This is a genomic window from Streptomyces sp. NBC_01525, assembly GCF_045040405.1.
In the GTDB taxonomy this organism is placed as follows: domain Bacteria; phylum Actinomycetota; class Actinomycetes; order Streptomycetales; family Streptomycetaceae; genus Streptomyces; species Streptomyces benahoarensis.
Map to the genome: position 1 here is coordinate 1,933,321 of NZ_CP109397.1, position 15,975 is coordinate 1,949,295.

14 protein-coding genes and 1 pseudogene are annotated in these 15,975 nt (G+C 73.2%); 7 read left to right on the forward strand and 8 right to left on the reverse strand.

Translation table 11 applies throughout. The annotated features are described in order from the left end of the window. Positions 1 to 15: 15 nt before the first annotated feature. The gene (locus tag OG422_RS08610; protein WP_405741608.1) at positions 16 to 2,307 is read right to left on the reverse strand and encodes an acyl-CoA dehydrogenase; all 2,292 of its coding nucleotides are present in this window, start codon (positions 2,305 to 2,307) and stop codon (positions 16 to 18) included. Positions 2,308 to 2,822: 515 nt separating this feature from the next. Between OG422_RS08610 and OG422_RS08615 the strand changes: the two genes are divergently transcribed. The 4 genes from OG422_RS08615 to OG422_RS08630 all read left to right on the forward strand — a co-directional run bounded on the left by OG422_RS08615 (position 2,823) and on the right by OG422_RS08630 (position 6,717). Beyond that, positions 2,823 to 3,482, forward strand: a complete 660-nt coding sequence (locus OG422_RS08615) for a class I SAM-dependent methyltransferase (RefSeq protein WP_405741611.1) — start codon at positions 2,823 to 2,825, stop codon at positions 3,480 to 3,482. A gap of 19 nt (positions 3,483 to 3,501) precedes the next feature. After that, complete coding sequence (locus OG422_RS08620) at positions 3,502 to 4,422, forward strand: N-acetylmuramoyl-L-alanine amidase (RefSeq protein ID WP_405741614.1); 921 nt, start codon at positions 3,502 to 3,504, stop codon at positions 4,420 to 4,422. A gap of 199 nt (positions 4,423 to 4,621) precedes the next feature. Then, complete coding sequence (locus tag OG422_RS08625; protein ID WP_405741617.1) at positions 4,622 to 5,470, forward strand: hypothetical protein; 849 nt, start codon at positions 4,622 to 4,624, stop codon at positions 5,468 to 5,470. Positions 5,471 to 5,706: 236 nt separating this feature from the next. Then, positions 5,707 to 6,717 carry an LLM class F420-dependent oxidoreductase gene (locus tag OG422_RS08630; protein ID WP_405741620.1) on the forward strand — a complete coding sequence of 337 codons (1,011 nt, stop codon included), beginning with the start codon at positions 5,707 to 5,709 and terminating at the stop codon, positions 6,715 to 6,717. 87 nt (positions 6,718 to 6,804) lie between these two features. Here the strand turns inward: OG422_RS08630 and OG422_RS08635 are convergent, their stop codons facing one another. The 4 genes from OG422_RS08635 to OG422_RS08650 all read right to left on the reverse strand — a co-directional run bounded on the left by OG422_RS08635 (position 6,805) and on the right by OG422_RS08650 (position 10,918). After that, positions 6,805 to 7,611, reverse strand: a complete 807-nt coding sequence (locus tag OG422_RS08635) for a maleylpyruvate isomerase family mycothiol-dependent enzyme (RefSeq protein WP_143943917.1) — start codon at positions 7,609 to 7,611, stop codon at positions 6,805 to 6,807. Positions 7,612 to 7,697: 86 nt separating this feature from the next. Then, the gene (locus OG422_RS08640; RefSeq protein WP_143943916.1) at positions 7,698 to 8,768 is read right to left on the reverse strand and encodes a prenyltransferase; all 1,071 of its coding nucleotides are present in this window, start codon (positions 8,766 to 8,768) and stop codon (positions 7,698 to 7,700) included. Further along, the gene (locus OG422_RS08645; protein WP_143943915.1) at positions 8,765 to 9,499 is read right to left on the reverse strand and encodes a class I SAM-dependent methyltransferase; all 735 of its coding nucleotides are present in this window, start codon (positions 9,497 to 9,499) and stop codon (positions 8,765 to 8,767) included. The genes OG422_RS08640 and OG422_RS08645 overlap by 4 nt, the downstream gene beginning before the upstream one ends. A 57-nt stretch (positions 9,500 to 9,556) precedes the next feature. After that, positions 9,557 to 10,918 (reverse strand): glycosyltransferase family 4 protein, encoded by a 1,362-nt coding sequence (locus OG422_RS08650; RefSeq protein WP_405741624.1) that lies wholly within the window; start codon positions 10,916 to 10,918, stop codon positions 9,557 to 9,559. Between the two features lie 241 nt (positions 10,919 to 11,159). Here OG422_RS08650 and OG422_RS08655 point away from each other — a divergent pair, with 241 nt between their 5' ends. Continuing rightward, on the forward strand, positions 11,160 to 11,813 hold the full coding sequence (locus tag OG422_RS08655) for a TetR family transcriptional regulator (protein WP_405741627.1): 654 nt from the start codon (positions 11,160 to 11,162) through the stop codon (positions 11,811 to 11,813). A 340-nt stretch (positions 11,814 to 12,153) separates the two neighbouring features. Beyond that, a complete protein-coding gene (locus tag OG422_RS08660) occupies positions 12,154 to 12,900 on the forward strand; it encodes a phosphotransferase family protein (RefSeq protein ID WP_405741630.1) in 747 nt (248 codons plus the stop codon). A gap of 75 nt (positions 12,901 to 12,975) precedes the next feature. Here OG422_RS08660 and OG422_RS08665 read toward each other — a convergent pair whose 3' ends face one another. The 3 genes from OG422_RS08665 to OG422_RS08675 form a co-directional block, all read right to left on the reverse strand. After that, entirely contained in the window at positions 12,976 to 13,122 is a 147-nt protein-coding gene (locus OG422_RS08665) for a hypothetical protein (protein WP_405741633.1), read from the reverse strand. A gap of 142 nt (positions 13,123 to 13,264) precedes the next feature. Next, positions 13,265 to 13,501, reverse strand: a complete 237-nt coding sequence (locus OG422_RS08670) for a ferredoxin (RefSeq protein WP_405741636.1) — start codon at positions 13,499 to 13,501, stop codon at positions 13,265 to 13,267. After that, positions 13,501 to 14,952 carry an aldehyde dehydrogenase gene (locus OG422_RS08675; RefSeq protein WP_405741639.1) on the reverse strand — a complete coding sequence of 484 codons (1,452 nt, stop codon included), beginning with the start codon at positions 14,950 to 14,952 and terminating at the stop codon, positions 13,501 to 13,503. The genes OG422_RS08670 and OG422_RS08675 overlap by 1 nt, the downstream gene beginning before the upstream one ends. A 255-nt stretch (positions 14,953 to 15,207) precedes the next feature. Here OG422_RS08675 and OG422_RS08680 point away from each other — a divergent pair. Next, positions 15,208 to 15,939: pseudogene (locus OG422_RS08680) on the forward strand (MBL fold metallo-hydrolase); the annotation flags it as partial. Between the last annotated feature and the right edge of the window lie 36 nt (positions 15,940 to 15,975).

Genomic DNA, 15,975 nt, shown 5'->3' on the forward strand with positions numbered 1-15,975 from the left:
CGTACCGGATGCGGGTCAGATGAGGGGGCGGGGCTCGGGGTCGCGGGGCAGGCCGAGGAGCCGTTCGGCGACGACGTTGAGCTGGACCTGGGTGGTGCCGCCGGCGATGGTCAGGCAGCGCGACATCAGGAAGCCGTGCAGGGCGCGGGCGCCCGGCCCCTCGTCCAGGGAGCCGTCGGGGCCGAGGAGTTCCAGGGCCAGTTCGGCGGTTTTCTGCTGGTGGGCGGTCTGGACGAGTTTGCGGATGCTGGCCCCGGCGCCCGGTTCCTCCCCGGCGACCTGCTGGAGGGTGGTGCGCAGGGCGAGGCAGTCGAGGGCGTGCGCCTCGGCGGCGAGCGCCCCGGCGCGTGCGCGGACGGCGCCGTCGCGGCGCGCGGCGTGCCCGAGGAGGGTCTCCAGTCCGGTGCCGAACGTCATCTGGTCGGCCATGTGGACGCGTTCGTTGCCCAGGGTGGTGCGGGCGACCTTCCAGCCGTCGTCGACGGCCCCGACCACGGCGTCGGCGGGCAGCTCCACGTCGTCGAAGTAGACCTCGTTGAAGAGTGCGTCGCCGGTGATCTCGCGCAGCGGGCGGACGGTGATGCCGGGGGTGCGCATATCGACGACGAAGAAGGTCAGGCCGTGGTGTTTGGGGGCGTCGGGGTCGGTGCGGGCGAGGAGGATGCCGTGGTCGGCCTCGCGGGCGGCGGAGGTCCACACCTTCTGTCCGGTGACCCGCCAGCCGTCGGCGGTCCGCTCGGCGCGGGTACGCAGCGACGCCAGGTCCGATCCGGCCTCGGGTTCGGAGAAGAGCTGGCACCACGCGAGGTCGCCGCGGAGCGTCGGCGGCAGATAGCGGGCGCGCTGCGCCTCGGTGCCGTGGGTGAGGAGGGCGGGGACGACCCAGGTGGCGATGGACAGCCCGGAGATCTCGACCCCGGCGGCGGCCGTCTCCTGCTGGATGGCGAGCTGCTGGACGGGCCCGGCGCCGAGCCCGTACGGGGGCGGCAGATGCGGGGCGGCGTACCCGGAGGCGGCGAGCGCGCGGCGGGCGGCCGCCGGGTCGAGGCCGCGGGCGGCGTCGAGGGCGGTACGGGCGCGGGCGCGGAACTCCTCGGCGGTGGACGGGAGTTCGAGATGCAGGGTGCGGCGGACGCCGTCGGCGGCGAGGCGGACGGCGTGTTGCCGGTGGGCGTCGCCGGGGCCGAGGAGCTGGCGGGTGACGATGGCCCGGCGCAGATGCAGATGGGCGTCGTGTTCCCAGGTGAAGCCGGTGCCGCCGAGGATCTGGATGCAGTCCTTGGCGCAGTCGAAGGCGGCGTCGAGGGCGGTGGCGGTGGCGAGGGCAGCGGCGAGTCCGCGTTCGGCGGGCGGCGCGTCGAGCGCCCGCGCCGCGTCCCAGACCAGCGCCCGGGCCGTCTCGCAGCGGATCAGCATGGTGGCGCACAGATGCTTGACCGCCTGGAACTGCCCGATGGGCCGCCCGAACTGTACGCGTACGGCGGCGTGTTCGGCGGCGGTACGCAGGGTATACGCGGCGGTGCCGCAGCTCTCGGCTGCGTACAGCACCCCGGCGAGGTCCCGGACGAGCGCCTCGTCCAGGGCGAGGCGCCGGGCGGCAGGGACGGTCACGACGTCGGCACGCACCTCGGCGGTGGGGCGGGTGGGGTCGGCGGCTTTCCGGACGCGGACGGAGAGAGAGGCGGCGTCCATGGCGAACCAGAGGAGGGGTGAGGGGGTTTCCCCGGTGGCCGGGGCGGACGGTGCTCCTCCGGCAGGCCGGGCCGTGTCGGCGCCCGGCGGCTCCCCGGGGGCGGGGGCTGCGTCGGCGCCCGGGGCTTCCGTCGCGGCCAGCAGGATCAGGTCCGCCGGGCCGCCGCCCGGGACCGGGGGCGCGGTGCCGTCGAGGACGTATCCACCGGGGACGGCGGTGGCGGTGAGCGTGCCCGCACCGAGGGCGACGGCGCCGATCCGGTCGCCGGAGGCGAGCGCCGCCGCGAGGTGGTCCGCGCCGCCGCGGCGCAGCAGTTCGGCGGCGAGCGCACTGGGCAGATACGGGCCGGGGAACAGCGCGGCTCCCCACTCCTCCAGGACGACCGCGAGATCGAGCACGGTGCCGCCGCCCCCGCCCAGCCCCTCCGGAAGGTGCGGCCCAAGCAGCCCCTGGGCCGCCAACTCGCCCCAGTACGCGGGCCGCTCCCGAGCCGCCTTCCCGGTCTCCCCCGCGTCGACCAGCGCGCGCACCGCTTCGGGCGGCACGGCCCGCGCGGCCCAGCCCCGCACCGCCTCGGCCAGGTCACGTTGCTCCTGCGTGATTCCGATGCCCATGGCGGGCAGAGTAGAACACGTTTCAATCTGACGGAAGGTCAGGTGCGGGATGCGGGGCGGCGGCGCGCCAGGGCCGCGCAGGGGGCCGGTGGCGCGGTCGGGTCGCGCGGCGCCGGCAGCAGCCACGCCCACCCCGCCGTCCGATTCCGCCCCGCATTCCCGCCGATCGCCCTCTCCGGCCCAGGGCGTGTCCGCAAAGTCCCGCCTGGCGCGCACGCCCTCGCCGATTCCCGTATCCCGACTCCGGGCGGAAATCCCGGCATTCCGAGAACGGCACAGGTGAACGAGGAGAGCCCACGGCGAAGGGAGGCCACACGCGCACACCGTTGGCAGCGCAGCGAAATTCGGCAGGGAATACGCGCCGGAATACGGACGCGCTTTCCCCCTCTCCGGATTTCCACCCCGGCCACTCATCCCTCCCCCACCCCCACCGCCTCCTCCCCCATACGGCACCATGGCCCACCGGGCCCGCCCCTGGGCGGAAACCCACCGGACCGTACGACCAGGAGGACGCCATGGCCGCTGTGCCCGCCGACGTTCAGATCGCGCCGCAGACCCTCGCCGCCTTCGAGGCGGCCAAGGGGTTCATGCCCGTGGACGAGGGGCGGGCGCTGTATGCCGCCGCGGTGGAGGCGGCGGCGCTCGGGCTGCCGTTGCTGGAGGTCGGGACGTACTGCGGGCGGTCCACGATCCTGCTCGCCGACGCGGCGCGCGCCGCCGGGGTGACGGCGCTCACCGTCGATCACCACCGGGGCAGCGAGGAGCAGCAGCCGGGCTGGGAGTACCACGATCCGTCGGTGGTGGACGGGGAGGTGGGCCGGATGGACACGCTGCCGACGTTCCGCCGCACGCTGCACGCGGCCGGTCTGGAGGACCACGTCATCGCGCTGGTCGGGCGGTCGCCGCAGGTCGCGGCGGTGTGGGGGGCGCCGGTCGGGCTGGTCTTCGTCGACGGCGGGCACACCGATGAGCACGCCACCGCCGACTACGAGGGCTGGGCGCCGCACCTCGCGGAGGGCGGGCTGCTGGTCATCCACGACGTGTTCGCGGATCCGGCGGACGGCGGGCAGGCGCCGTACCGGATCTACCGGCGGGCGCTGGAGTCCGGTGCGTTCAGCGAGACCGCAGTCTGCCGTTCGCTGCATGTGCTGCGGCGCATCGGGCCCGGAATCTGAGCGGGCTACCATCACCGACGTGTTCTCCGGCCCCTCCCCCAGGTCCACCCTGTCGCCCGAGCCCCGTCGTCGCGCGCGCGGCATCCTCGTCGCCGCCCTGCTGGTGGCGGTGGTCGCCGCCGGGGCGGTGGGCTGGTTCCTCTGGCGGCCGGGCGGTGGCGCGTCCCCGCGGGCCGCGGCGCCGTCGCCGCACGGCGCGTCCGCCACACCCGCCCCGTCGCACGGCCCCACCGGGCACGGCGCGGGCCACGGCGCCCCGGGGCACACCAGGCTGAGCGGCAAGATCGTCGTCCTCGACCCGGGTCACAACCTCCGCAACCGTGACCACGGCGCGGAGATCGCCCGCCGGGTGGACGTCGGCAACGCCCGTAAGGAGTGCGACACCACCGGCACCGCCACGAACGACGGCTACGCCGAGGCGTCGTTCACGCTGGATGTCGCGCGGCGGGCGCGGGCGCTGCTCCGGCAGGAGGGCGTGAAGGTGGTGTTCACGCAGGACGGCGACCGGCCGTACGGTCCGTGTGTCGACGAGCGGGCGGCCCTGGGCAACACCGCGCACGCGGACGCCGCGGTGTCGGTGCATGCGGACGGTTCGGCGGTGGGCAACCGCGGCTTCCATGTGATCCTTCCGGCGCGGGTCACCGCGGGCAAGGCGGACACCTCCGCGATCGTGGCGCCGTCGCGGGCGCTCGGCGAGCGACTGGCCGGGCGATTCGTGGCGGCGACAGGCAGCGCCCCTTCCAATTACATCGGCAACGGAACGGGCCTCGACGTCCGTTCCGATCTCGGCGGCCTCAACCTTTCGAAGGTGCCGAAGGTCTTCATCGAGTGCGGCAATATGCGCGATCCGAAGGACGCCGCGCAATTGACCGATCCGCAGTGGCGGCAAAAGGCCGCGCGCGGGATCGCCGAGGGCATTACGGACTTCTTGGAGCATTGAGACGGAATCTCCCGGAGCGCCGGGCGCGGAATGCGCCCCCGCGGACTCCTGGTGTTCCCCCGCGGTACGCCGACCGGCAGGACGGCCCGCCCGCCCGGGCGATAGGTTCGCCTTTACGGTGGGGGCCACCGCCGCGCCTCCCGCCGCGCACACGAGCGACAGCGACGATCCGAACCCGAAACCGACAAAGGACCCTTACGTGAACATCCGCTCCCTCAGTCGAGGTGACGGCGTGGTGACCGGAGCAGCGGTGTTGCTGTTCATCGCCTCGTTCCTCCCCCTCTATTCGACCGGCGCTTCCGACTGTGTCGGCAAGTACTGCCCGGCGCCGTCCTCGGGCCCCAACGCCTGGGACGCGCTGCCGCTGCTGATGAGCGTGTACCTCGCGGGCGTCATCGCCGCGGCCCTGATCGTCCTGGCGCGGGCGCTGCCGCAGGCCCCGAAGGTCATCGGTCTGGAGCTGAACCAGATCGGCGTCGTGCTGTCCGTGTTCGTCGCCTGGACCGAGTTCTGGTGGATCGTCAGCGGCAGCGGCGCCTCGGCGGGCATGATCCTCGGCCTGATCGCCGCGCTGGTGCTGGCCGCGGGGGCCGTCGCCACGCCGCTGGTCCCGGCCCTGAAGGCGCCGCTGCTCGGCGCCCCGAAGCCGCAGACCGCCTCTCCGTACGGCGCCGGTCCGCAGCCGGGGTACGGCTACCCGGGCGCGCAGCAGCAGCCGCAGGGCCAGGGGTACGGCTACCCCGGCGGCGGTCAGCAGCAGCCCGACCCGGCGCAGCAGAGCTACGGCGGCCAGCAGCCCGCTCCGGCGGGCGGCACGGCCGGCGGCGCGCAGGGCGCGGCGGCCCCCGCGGAGTTCGCGGCGTTCTGGTTCGCGGTGCCGGTGGCGCGTCCGCTGTACGGCGAGGACGGTTCGCCGTCGCCGATCGCGGAGCTGGCGCCCGGCACCTGGTACCTCGCGGTGGAGCAGCGCGGCCAGGCCCTGATCGCGCAGACCCAGGACGGCCGTCGCGGCGTCCTGCAGGACACCACCGGCATCCAGCGCGGCTGACACACACCGCGCAACCGGCGTACGACGGCCCCCTCGCCTTTCCGGCAGGGGGTCTTCGTGTTGCCCGGGGGCGGGCGAGGCCGTTGCGGCGCGTGGGGCTGTTGTGCCGTGCGGCGCCGGGCGAGAGGCCATTGCACCGGCCGTCGCCGGGTCGTACAGTGCGCCCACCGCCCATTCCTGACGCTACGTCAGTTCTGGTGCGGGCTCTGCGGATTCCGGCGGTGGGAGGGGCGGGCATGCGACTGGGGCTGGCGCTCGGCTACTGGGGCCGCGGCCCCGACCCCCGCCATCTGGAGCTGGCCCGTGAGGCCGAACGGCTCGGCTACGCCTCGGTGTGGACCGCGGAATCCTGGGGATCGGACGCGTTCACCGCGCTCACCTGGATCGCCGCACACACCTCCCGTATCGCCCTGGGCACCGGCATCGCGCAGATGGCCGCCCGCACCCCGACGGCCACCGCGATGCACGCGCTCACCCTCGACCATCTCTCCGGCGGGCGGCTGCTGCTGGGCCTGGGACTGTCCGGGCCGCAGGTCGTCGAGGGCTGGTACGGGCGGCCGTTCCCGGCGAGCCCGCTGACCGCGACCCGCGAGTACGTCGACGTGGTCCGCCAGGTGCTGCGGCGCGGCGCCCCGGTGACGTCGGACGGGACGTACCACCCGCTGCCCTACCGCGGCGACGACTCCACCGGGCTCGGCAAACCGCTCAAGCCGATCACCCACCCGCTCCGCCCCGACCTGCCGGTACTGCTCGGCGCGGAGGGTCCGAAGAACATCGCGCAGACCACCCGCATCGCGGACGGCTGGCTGCCGCTGTACTGGTCGCCGCTGCGCACCGGCGTGTACGAGGAGTCGATGCGCGAGGCGCCCGAAGGCTTCCGGATCGCGCCGATGGCACGGGCCGCGGTCTGCGACGACGTCGCCGAGGGGCTGTGGCCGGTCAAGGCGATGCTCGGCTTCTACATCGGCGGCATGGGACACGCCGCGAAGAACTTCCACGCCCGGCTGATGGCCCGGATGGGGTTCGCCGAGGAGGCGCACCGGATCCAGGAACTGTTCCTGGCGGGCCGCCGGGACGAGGCGGTACGGGCCGTGCCGGACGCGTTCGCCGACGAGATCTCGCTGGTGGGGCCGCGGGAGCGGATCGCGGAACGGCTGGAGCTGTGGCGGTCGGGCCCGGTCACCGACCTGCTGGTGACCGCACCCGACCCCCACACCCTGCGGGTCCTGGCGGAGCTGACGACCTGACGGGGTGACAGCCGGGCGGGCCGGTGGCCGTGGCCGGGTCCCGCGCGGCGCCGGGTCCGCCGTGCCGCTGATCGCTCCGCCCGTCCCTCAGCCGAACGTCGCGTACGCCAGCCACCCGTCGAGCACGTCGCGGTCGCCGATGACCTCGACGCGGTCGCTGTCGGCGGGCAGCCGCTGGAAGGCGATCTGCAGGAGGTCGGTGAGCGGACCGCGGACCGCCACGGTGGCCTTCTCGTGGGCGCGGCGGTGGACGACGTGGTCACCGCTCAGGTCGAGGAACCACTCGGCGTTCAGCTCGGGCGGGGCGTCGGTGGCGTGCAGATGGACGGAGCGGCCGGGGGCGAACGGCGACTCCAGGCCCTCGCGGGCGGCCAGCCGCGCCGCGACCTCGGGCACCTCGCCCAGCTGGAACCACTCCTCCAGGCAGTCCGCCGCGACCTCCGGGGCGACCTCGAACGGCACCCCGGCGGTCAGCGCGGCATCGGCGCGGTGCACGACCGTCTCGTGGACCATCCGCCGCGACCAGAACCCCGCCCGCCGCTCCGGCGTCCACGTCCACACCGCAGCCTCCGGACCGGCCTCACGCAGCGCCCGTACGGTCTCCTCGGCGCCCTCGGCGAGCCAGCGGTCCAGGGCGTCCGGGTCGTCGCCGGGGCCCTCGCCGCCCGGGACGTCGGCGGGCGGGACGACCTCGGTGGCTCGGCGGGCGACCATCGTCCCGGCCCAGCGGTGCGCGCCGCCGACGTGCCGGACGAGGTCGGCGAGCGTCCAGTCGGGGCACGTCGGCACCGTGGCGGTGAGGTCCGCGCCGCGCACGGTGTCGCGGAACGCCTCGGCCTCCGCGAGGAGTTCGGCGCAGTACCGCTCGTGGCTGAGTGATCCTTGGAGTGTCATGGCCGCACCGTAATACAGCGGATTCCGGAGCGCTCGCACATTTCCCGAACACTCTGGCGAATTCTTTCCGCCTGCCGCGGGCGCCGTCAGCGGCAGCAGTCCGGGGCGAGACCCATGGGAAGACTTTCGCCGCCGAAGACCGAGGTGGTGGCCTCGTCGCCGCCGAGCGCCGCCACCGCGAGCAGCAGCGAACCGGCCGTCCAGGAGGTCCGCTCCCGTGGCCAGATCACATCGTCGTCGAAGACGTACCCGGTCCAGTACATGCCGTCGTCGGCGCGCAGATGCTGGATCCAGGCGAGGATCTGCACGGCGCGGTCGGACTCGCCCATCACCCAGAGCGCGAGGGCCAGTTCAGCGCTCTCGCCGCCGGTGACCCACGGGTTGGGCAGGACGCAGCGCACGCCGAGCCCCGGGACGACGAACTCGTCCCAGTGCGCGTCGATCCGGGCCCGGGCGGCGGCGCCGCGGACCGCGCCGCCGAGGATCGGGTAGTACCAGTCCATGGAGTAGCGGGACTTGTCGAGGAACCGCTCGGGGTGCTCGCGCAGCGCGTGGCCGAGGCGGCCGAGTGCCAGCTCCCAGTCGGGCTGCGGCTCCTCCCGCTGCTCGGCCATGGCCAGCGCGCACCGCAGCGCGTGGTGCACGGAGGACGAGCCGGTCAGCAGCGCGTCGGTGACGGGCGTGCCGTCGTCCTCCCGCTTCCAGCCGATCTCGCCGCCGGGCTGCTGGAGCGCGAGGACGAACTCGGTCGCGGCGTGGACGGCGGGCCACATCCGGTCGAGGAACGTCTCGTCGCCGGTGGACAGGAAGTGGTGCCAGACACCGACCGCGAGGTAGGCGCAGAAATTGGTCTCCCGGCCACGGTCGGTGGGCTCGTCGGCGTCGCCGTCGGCGTACGCCGCGTACCAGGAACCGTCGGGGTTCTGGGTGCGGCGCAGCCAGTCGTACGCCGCCGCGGCGCGCTCGTGCTCACCGGCGGCGTCCAGCGCCATGGCGGCCTCGGTGTGGTCCCACGGGTCGAGGTGGTGGCCGCGGAACCAGGGGATGGCGCCGTCGGTGCGCTGGGTGGCGAGGATGCCGGCGACCGTACGGGCGGCCTGTTCGGCGGTGAGCACCCCGGGGAGGACGAGGCGTTCGGTGCGGCCCGGGCTCGTCACTTGGCGGCCGCCTCGGGCAGGTGCGGCTTGGTGGCGTAGGCGACGAAGCTCTTGCCGATGAGCGGGTTGAGCGCCTGTTCGGCGACCCTGGTGGCCAGCGGCTTCTTCATGATGTCCCAGACCAGCAGCTTGTGGTACGCCTTCACCGGCAGCGCCTGATCGTTGTCGACCCCGAAGGCGCATTTCAGCCACCAGTAGGGGCTGTGCAGTCCGTGGGCGTGGTGGGTGCCGTACGGCTTGAGTCCGGCGGCGCGCATCTTGGTGAGGAGTTCGTCGCCGCGGTAGATGCGGATGTGGCCGCCCTCGACCTCGTGGTAGGCGTCGCTCAGCGCCCAGCAGACCTTCTCGGGACCGTAGCGCGGGACGGTGACGGCTATGCGACCGCCGGGGCGCAGCACCCGCACCATCTCGGCGAGGACACCCTTGTCGTCGGGGATGTGCTCCATGACCTCGGAGATGATCACGACGTCGAAGGAGTCGTCGGGGAACGGCAGGGCCAGCGCGTCGCCCTCCATGGCGGTGGCGGTGGCACCGGCGGGCGCCTCACCCGCCTCCTCCATGGCGGCGAACCACTTGGCGACCTCGCGGATCTCGTCGGCGTTCCGGTCGAGGGCGACGACCTGCGCGCCGCGGCGGTAGCACTCGAAGGCGTGGCGACCGGCGCCGCAGCCCAGGTCGAGCACGCGGTCACCCGGGGCGAGCGGGAAGCGGGAGAAGTCGACGGTCAGCACGGCGTTCTGCTTTCGTCCGGCGGGGCGGGTCGGGGGAACTCAGGGGCAGTTGCGGGGCTACACGCGCGCGGCGGCGCGGCGGGCGGGGGCGGCGCCGGACTGGCGGGCGATGGCCTCGCGGTAGCGCTCGACGGTACCGAGGGCGGCCTGACGCCAGGTGAAACGGGCGAGGACCCGTTCGCGTCCGGCGGCGCCCAGGCGGCGGCGGAGGCCAGCGTCGCCGAGGAGGCGCAGCAGTCCGTCGGCGAGGGCTCCGGCGTCGCCCGGCGGCACGGCGAGGCAGGTCTCGCCGTCGGGCCCAGCGACCTCGGGGATGGCGCCGCCGGTGGTGGCGAGCAGCGGGGTGCCGGTGGCCATCGCCTCGGCGGCGGGCAGCGAGAACCCTTCGTAGAGGGAGGGGACGCAGGCGATCTGGGCGCCGCGCACCAGGTTGACCAGTTCGGCGTCGGTGATGCCCTTGACGAACTCGATGGCGCCGGAGAGGCCGAGGCGTTCGACGGCGGCGGCGACCGGCCCGTCGTCGGCGCGCCTGCCGACCACGACGAGGTGCGCGTCGGGGTGCTCCGTACGGACCTTGCCGAGCGCTTCGACGAGGTGGATCAGGCCCTTGAGGGGGACGTCGGCGCTGGAGGTGGTGACGATGCGGCCGGGCACCTCGGGGACGGACGGGTCCGGGGAGAAGAGGTCCGTGTCGGCGCCGATGGGCACGACATGGATGCGGTCGCCGCGTACGCCGAGGTCGTCGATGATCTCCTGGCGGGAGGAGCCGGAGACGGTCAGGACGGACGGCAGGCGGCGGGCGACGCGCTTCTGCATACGGGTGAAGCCGTACCAGCGGCGGACGGAGAGGCGGCGGCCCACGCCGTCGGCGGCGGCGAGGTCGAGGCGCCGGTCGACGGTGATGGGGTGGTGGACGGTGGTGACCAGCGGGGCGCCGAGCGGGCCGGTGCCGCCGAGCAGGCCGTAGCCGAGGGTCTGGTTGTCGTGGACGATGTCGAACTCGCCGCGGCGGGCGGCGAGATGGCGCCGGGCCCGCAGGGAGAAGGTGAGCGGTTCGGGGAAGCCGCCGGTCCACATGGTGGCGACCTCCAGCGCGTCGACCCAGTCGCGGTACTCGCCGCGCTTCGGCGTGCGGAACGGGTCGGGCTGGCGGTAGAGGTCGAGGCTGGGCAGCTCGGTGAGCGGGACGCCCTCGTCGAGCACCGGGTAGGGCTGGGCGCCGATGACCTCGACGGTGTGCCCGAGGCGGGCCAGTTCGCGGGAGAGGTGCCGTACGTAGACGCCCTGTCCGCCGCAGAACGGGTTCCCCTTGTACGTCAGCATCGCGATGCTCAGGGGGTCGTCTCGGTGCGGCCGGGCGGTGGTGGAGGGAGCGCCGCCGGGGCGGGGCGTCGCTGCCTGGACGGCCTCTGCGGTCACGCGCGGCCCCCTTCCTCACTGGACGTCCGCCGGAGCGTAACCGCTGACGGTAATCTAGAACAAGTTTCAGAACTGAATGGCTACTGATCAGTTCACGAGCTGTTGAATCTACCGGCCGGGCACGGGGCACGAGGAGCCGCATCGGGTGATTCGCGCCACGGCCGGAGCCCCTGCCATGCTGTGCCGATCGCACCACCGGCACAGCGCCGCATCGCGGACGAAATGCCATGGAATGGGACATATGACTACGGAATCCAGGGTGGCCAGGCCGGCACTTCCCGCGAGTCCACCCCTGACCGAACGTCAGGAGGCGCGGCGCCGACGCATCCTGCGCACCAGCGCCCGACTGGCCGGCCGCGGCGGCTTCGACGCCGTCCAGATGCGCGAGGTCGCCGAATCCTCCGGCGTCGCCCTCGGCACCCTCTACCGCTACTTCCCGTCCAAGGTGCACCTGCTGGTCGCCACCATGCAGGACCAGCTCCAACACCTGCACACCACACTCCGCAAACGCCCGCCGTCCGACGAGGACCCCGGCGCCCGCGTCGCACAAACCCTCATGCGGGCCTTCCGCGCCCTCCAACGCGAACCCCACCTGGCCGACGCCATGGTGCGCGCCCTCACCTTCGCCGACCGCTCCGTCAGCCCCGAGGTCGACACCGTCTCCCGCCTCACCACCACGATCATCCTCGACGCCATGAACCTCGACAGCCCACCCACCCCCGAACAACTCTCCGCCGTCCGCGTCATCGAACACACCTGGCACTCCGCGCTGATCACGTGGCTGTCGGGGCGTGCGTCCATCGCTCAGGTGAAGATCGATATCGAGATGGCGTGCCGGTTGATCGGGGTTACGGGCGGTGGGGGTGAGAGGGGTAGCTCCGGTGAGTGGGGTTAGCTTCGGTGGGGTGGGGTTAGCTTCGGTGGGGGTGGGGGTAGTTGGCCCGCAAGGGGGCCTTTTGACCCTTACGGGACGCGCCCTACGGGACGGGCGGTCGGATCGGGGTGCGGGGCGGGGATCCCGTACGGCGGATCCCGTAGGGGTTCGGCGGGCCCCTCGCGGGCCAACTACCCGCTGGACCGGGGGACTTAGAACTCCTCACAAAAGTGGTGGACTTGACCTGGTCAGAGGTCGGTGTCGCGCACGGGGCCGCCGGGTATCGGGACGCGGTCAGCCGCGTAATCGCACGCGATAAACCCGGCGACATCGGCGATCATCCCCGGGATACTGGCCGCCCATGGATGAGGTCAAAGTCGTTGTCGCCCATTCCGAGCGCGCGACCCTGCGCGTCGGCGACGTGTTCCTGAAGGTGGACGCCGATCAGGCGCGCATCGACGTCGAGGTCGAGGCAATGTCCCTCGCGCCGGTCCCGACCCCGGAGGTCCTGTGGCGCAAGCCGCCCGTGCTCGCGATCGCCGCACTCCCGGGGACGACGCTTGGGCGCCTCGGCGGGCCGTCGACCGGGTCGTCGGCGGCATGGGCCGCGGCGGGCGCCGCCATCCGGAAGCTGCACGACGCGCCGCTGCCGCCCCTGCCCGGCCGGGCCGGCCGGAGCATCGTCGCGCTGGCGGCGGAACTCGACGACGAGTGCGAGTTGCTCGTGACGAACGGCCTCCTGCCCGCTGACCTGGTCACCCACAACCGCCAAGTCGCCGAGGCCGCACTCCGGCCGTGGACTCCGGCGTTCACGCACGGCGACCTGCAGATCGCGCACGTCTTCGTCGACGGCGACGAGGTCACGGGCATCATCGACTGGTCCGAGGCGGGCCAGGGTGATGCCCTGTACGACCTCGCCACCTTCACGCTCGGACACGAGGAGCACCTCGACGACGTCCTCACCGGCTATGGCACCGACATCGACCTCGACGTGATCCACGCGTGGTGGTCGTTGCGAAGCCTGCTGGCAGTTCGCTGGCTGATCGAGCACGGCTTCGACCCGTTCGCGCCGGGCTGTGAGGTCGACGTGCTGAGATCCCGGATGTGAGGCTGCGCGGGCCTGACTGCTACGAATGCGCTCTGACGCATCGAGCAGGCCATCCCCTGGGCTGATCGCCCGCCCTTACTCTCGACAAAGTACGGTGCGCAGTCGTCGCCAGCAGATGACAGCGCAGTCGAGGGTGACGAACGCGTGGTGGATGTCGTCGCGGATCTCCCAGCGGGTACGCAGGCGGCGGAACCAGTGCAGCAGCGCGATTGCTCCTTCCACGACCCAGCGATACACGCCCGGACGAGAACTGACACATCGTCATTCCCGAGGTCCGGAAACCTCCTTTTGTTAGGAGTCGTTAACGCTTCCGCCCCACGCCCCAGAACTCACCCCTCCCCCGCCTCCAGCCCCAAATAGCCCCTCATTCCTCCCTCGGCGGAAACACCACCTCCCCACTCCCCGTGAGCGCAAGAACAATCGCCTCCACCTGACACCCCTCAGCTGCCGCGAGGACAGGTTCCGCCGCGTCCGTTTCCGGGTTCACCGGATGGGACTGCCGGGCGCTGTCGAGGCGGAAGTGGTCCGGGGCGGTGGCGGCGCACATGCCGGAGCCGATGCAGACGCCGCGGTCCACCGTCACCTGCCAGCGGTCGCCCATCACGCACCCGCCGGGAGGTGGATCATCTTGTGCTCCAGGTATTCGCCGAACCCTTCGGGGCCGAACTCGCGGCCGATGCCGGAGTTCTTGTAGCCGCCGAACGGTCCGAGCATGTCGATGCTGAAGGTGTTCACGGAGTAGGTGCCGGTGCGGACGCGGCGGGCGAGGTCGATGCCGTGGCCGGTGTCGGCGGTCCACACCGAGCCGGACAGGCCGTACTCCGAGTCGTTGGCGATGCGTACCGCCTCCGCCTCGTCCTCGTACGGGAGCAGGCAGATCACCGGGCCGAAGATTTCCTCGCGGGCGATGCGCATGGCGGGGGTGACGTCGCCGAAGAGGGTGGGTTCGACGTACCAGCCGGTGGGCCGGTCGGACGGGACGCCGCCGCCGGCGAGGATCTTGGCGCCCTCCTGTTGTCCGAGGGCGATGTAGTCGAGGGAGCGTTGTTGCTGGCGGCGGGTGACGAGGGGGCCCAGTTCGGTGGCGGGGTCGAGGGGGTCGCCGACGGTCAGGGCGCCCGCGGCGGCGGCGAACCGTTCGGCGATCTCGTCGTAGCGGGAGCGCGGGGCGAGGATGCGGGTCTGGGCGACGCACGCCTGGCCGTTGATCATCCAGGCGAACGGGGTGATCCCGGCGACCGCCGCGTCCAGGTCGGCGTCGGGCAGGATCACCGCGGCGGATTTGCCGCCCAGTTCCAGGGTGACGCGGCTGAGGTTGCGGGCGGCGACCTCCATGACGCGTTTCCCGGCGGCGACGGAGCCGGTGAACGACACCTTGTCGACGCCGGGGTGCCCGACGAGGTATTCGCTGACCTCGCGGTCGGCGGGCAGGATCGACAGGACGCCCGGCGGCAGGCCCGCCTCCGTCGCGATGTCGGCGAGGAGGTACGCGTCGAGCGGCGTCTCGGGCGAGACCTTGAGGACGACGGAGCATCCGGCGAGGAGGGCGGGGGCGAGTTTGGCGGCGGCGGTGAACTGCGGGACGTTCCAGGGGACGACCGCGGCGACGACTCCGGCGGGCTCGCGGCGGATGAGCAGCGGGCCGAGGAGACCGTCGCGGCGTTCTTCGAACGGGAAGTCGCGGGCCACGGTCAGCGCGGCGTCCCACACCAGCATCGCGGCGAGCGCCTGGACCATCACGCCGGAGGTGTAGGGGGTGCCGTTCTCGGCGCTGATGACCTTGGCGATCTCCTCGCTGCGGACGGCGAAGGCGTCCTTGATGCGGGTGACCACCGCGATCCGCTCCTCCAGCGGAGTGTCGGCCCAGACGCCGGAGTCGAAGGAGGTGCGGGCGGCGGTGACGGCGCGGTCGACGTCGGCGCGGGTGGCGTGCGGGACGCGGCCGATGAGCTGTTCGGTGTGCGGGGAGATCACGTCGAGGGTGTCGGGTCCGGCGGGGTCGACGAGTTCACCGCCTATGTAGAGCTTGCCGTGTTCGACGAGGTCGCTCATGGCTGCCGCCTCCCGCGGTCGGCCGCCCCGCCCGGCGTCCGGGGCGGGGCGGGAACTTCCGTCAACTGCCTGCGCGTCGCGCGTGTCCGGCGCCGTCCCGGGCCGTCCGCCGGGGGGCGGAGCGACACCGAAGCAATTCTGACGGCACGTCAGTTATGGGTCGTTGAACTGATACCACCTCCCGGAGCAGGAGTCCACAGGGCCTCCGGGAACCGGCGGCGGGGCCCGCGCCGTCGCCGCCTTCGCGACCGGGCCTCCGTGGACGCCGATGTCGTCCGGCGCACCCGGGCGGCGCGGCCCGCCGCGTGGCGGGCGCGGCTGGCCGCGAAGCTGGCCGCCGCCGGGGCGCCCGAGGAGCATCTCGCGCCGTTGACGGGCGGCGGGGAGCTGCCGGGTCAGCGGGCGGCGGTGCCGGACCGGCACATCGCCCCGGGTGAGCTGCTGGAGCTGCCCGGCCGTCGGCTGCGTGCCGTCTGGACGCCGGGGCACACGCCCGGCCATGTCTGTCTGCATCTGGAGGAGGCGCACCCGGGGCGGGCGCCGGGCGCCGGGTTCGGGCGACTGTTCTCCGGTGATCATCTGCTGCCGGGGGTCAGCCCGCACATCGGTGTGTACGAGGGGCCGGGCGAGGCGCCCACCGACCCGCTGGGGGATTACCTCGCGTCGCTGGAGCGGGTCGCGCGGCTCGCCCCGGCGGAGGTGCTGCCCGCCCATCAGCATGCGTTCACCGACGCGGCGGGGCGGGCCCGTGCGCTGCTCGATCACCACGAGGCGCGGCTCGGCGGTCCGGTACGGCTGCTCGCGGAGCCGCTGACGCTGTGGCAGCTGACGGTGGCGATGGAGTGGAACCGTCCCTGGGAGCGGATCCCGTACGCCTCGCGGAACATCGCGGTGGCGGAGGCCGAGGCGCATCTGCGGCGGCTGATGACGCTGGGCCGGGCGGAGGCGGTGCCGGGGTCGGATCCGGTGACGTACCGGGCGGTGTGAGGCGTACGGCACGGGGCGGCCGACAAGTCTCGGCGG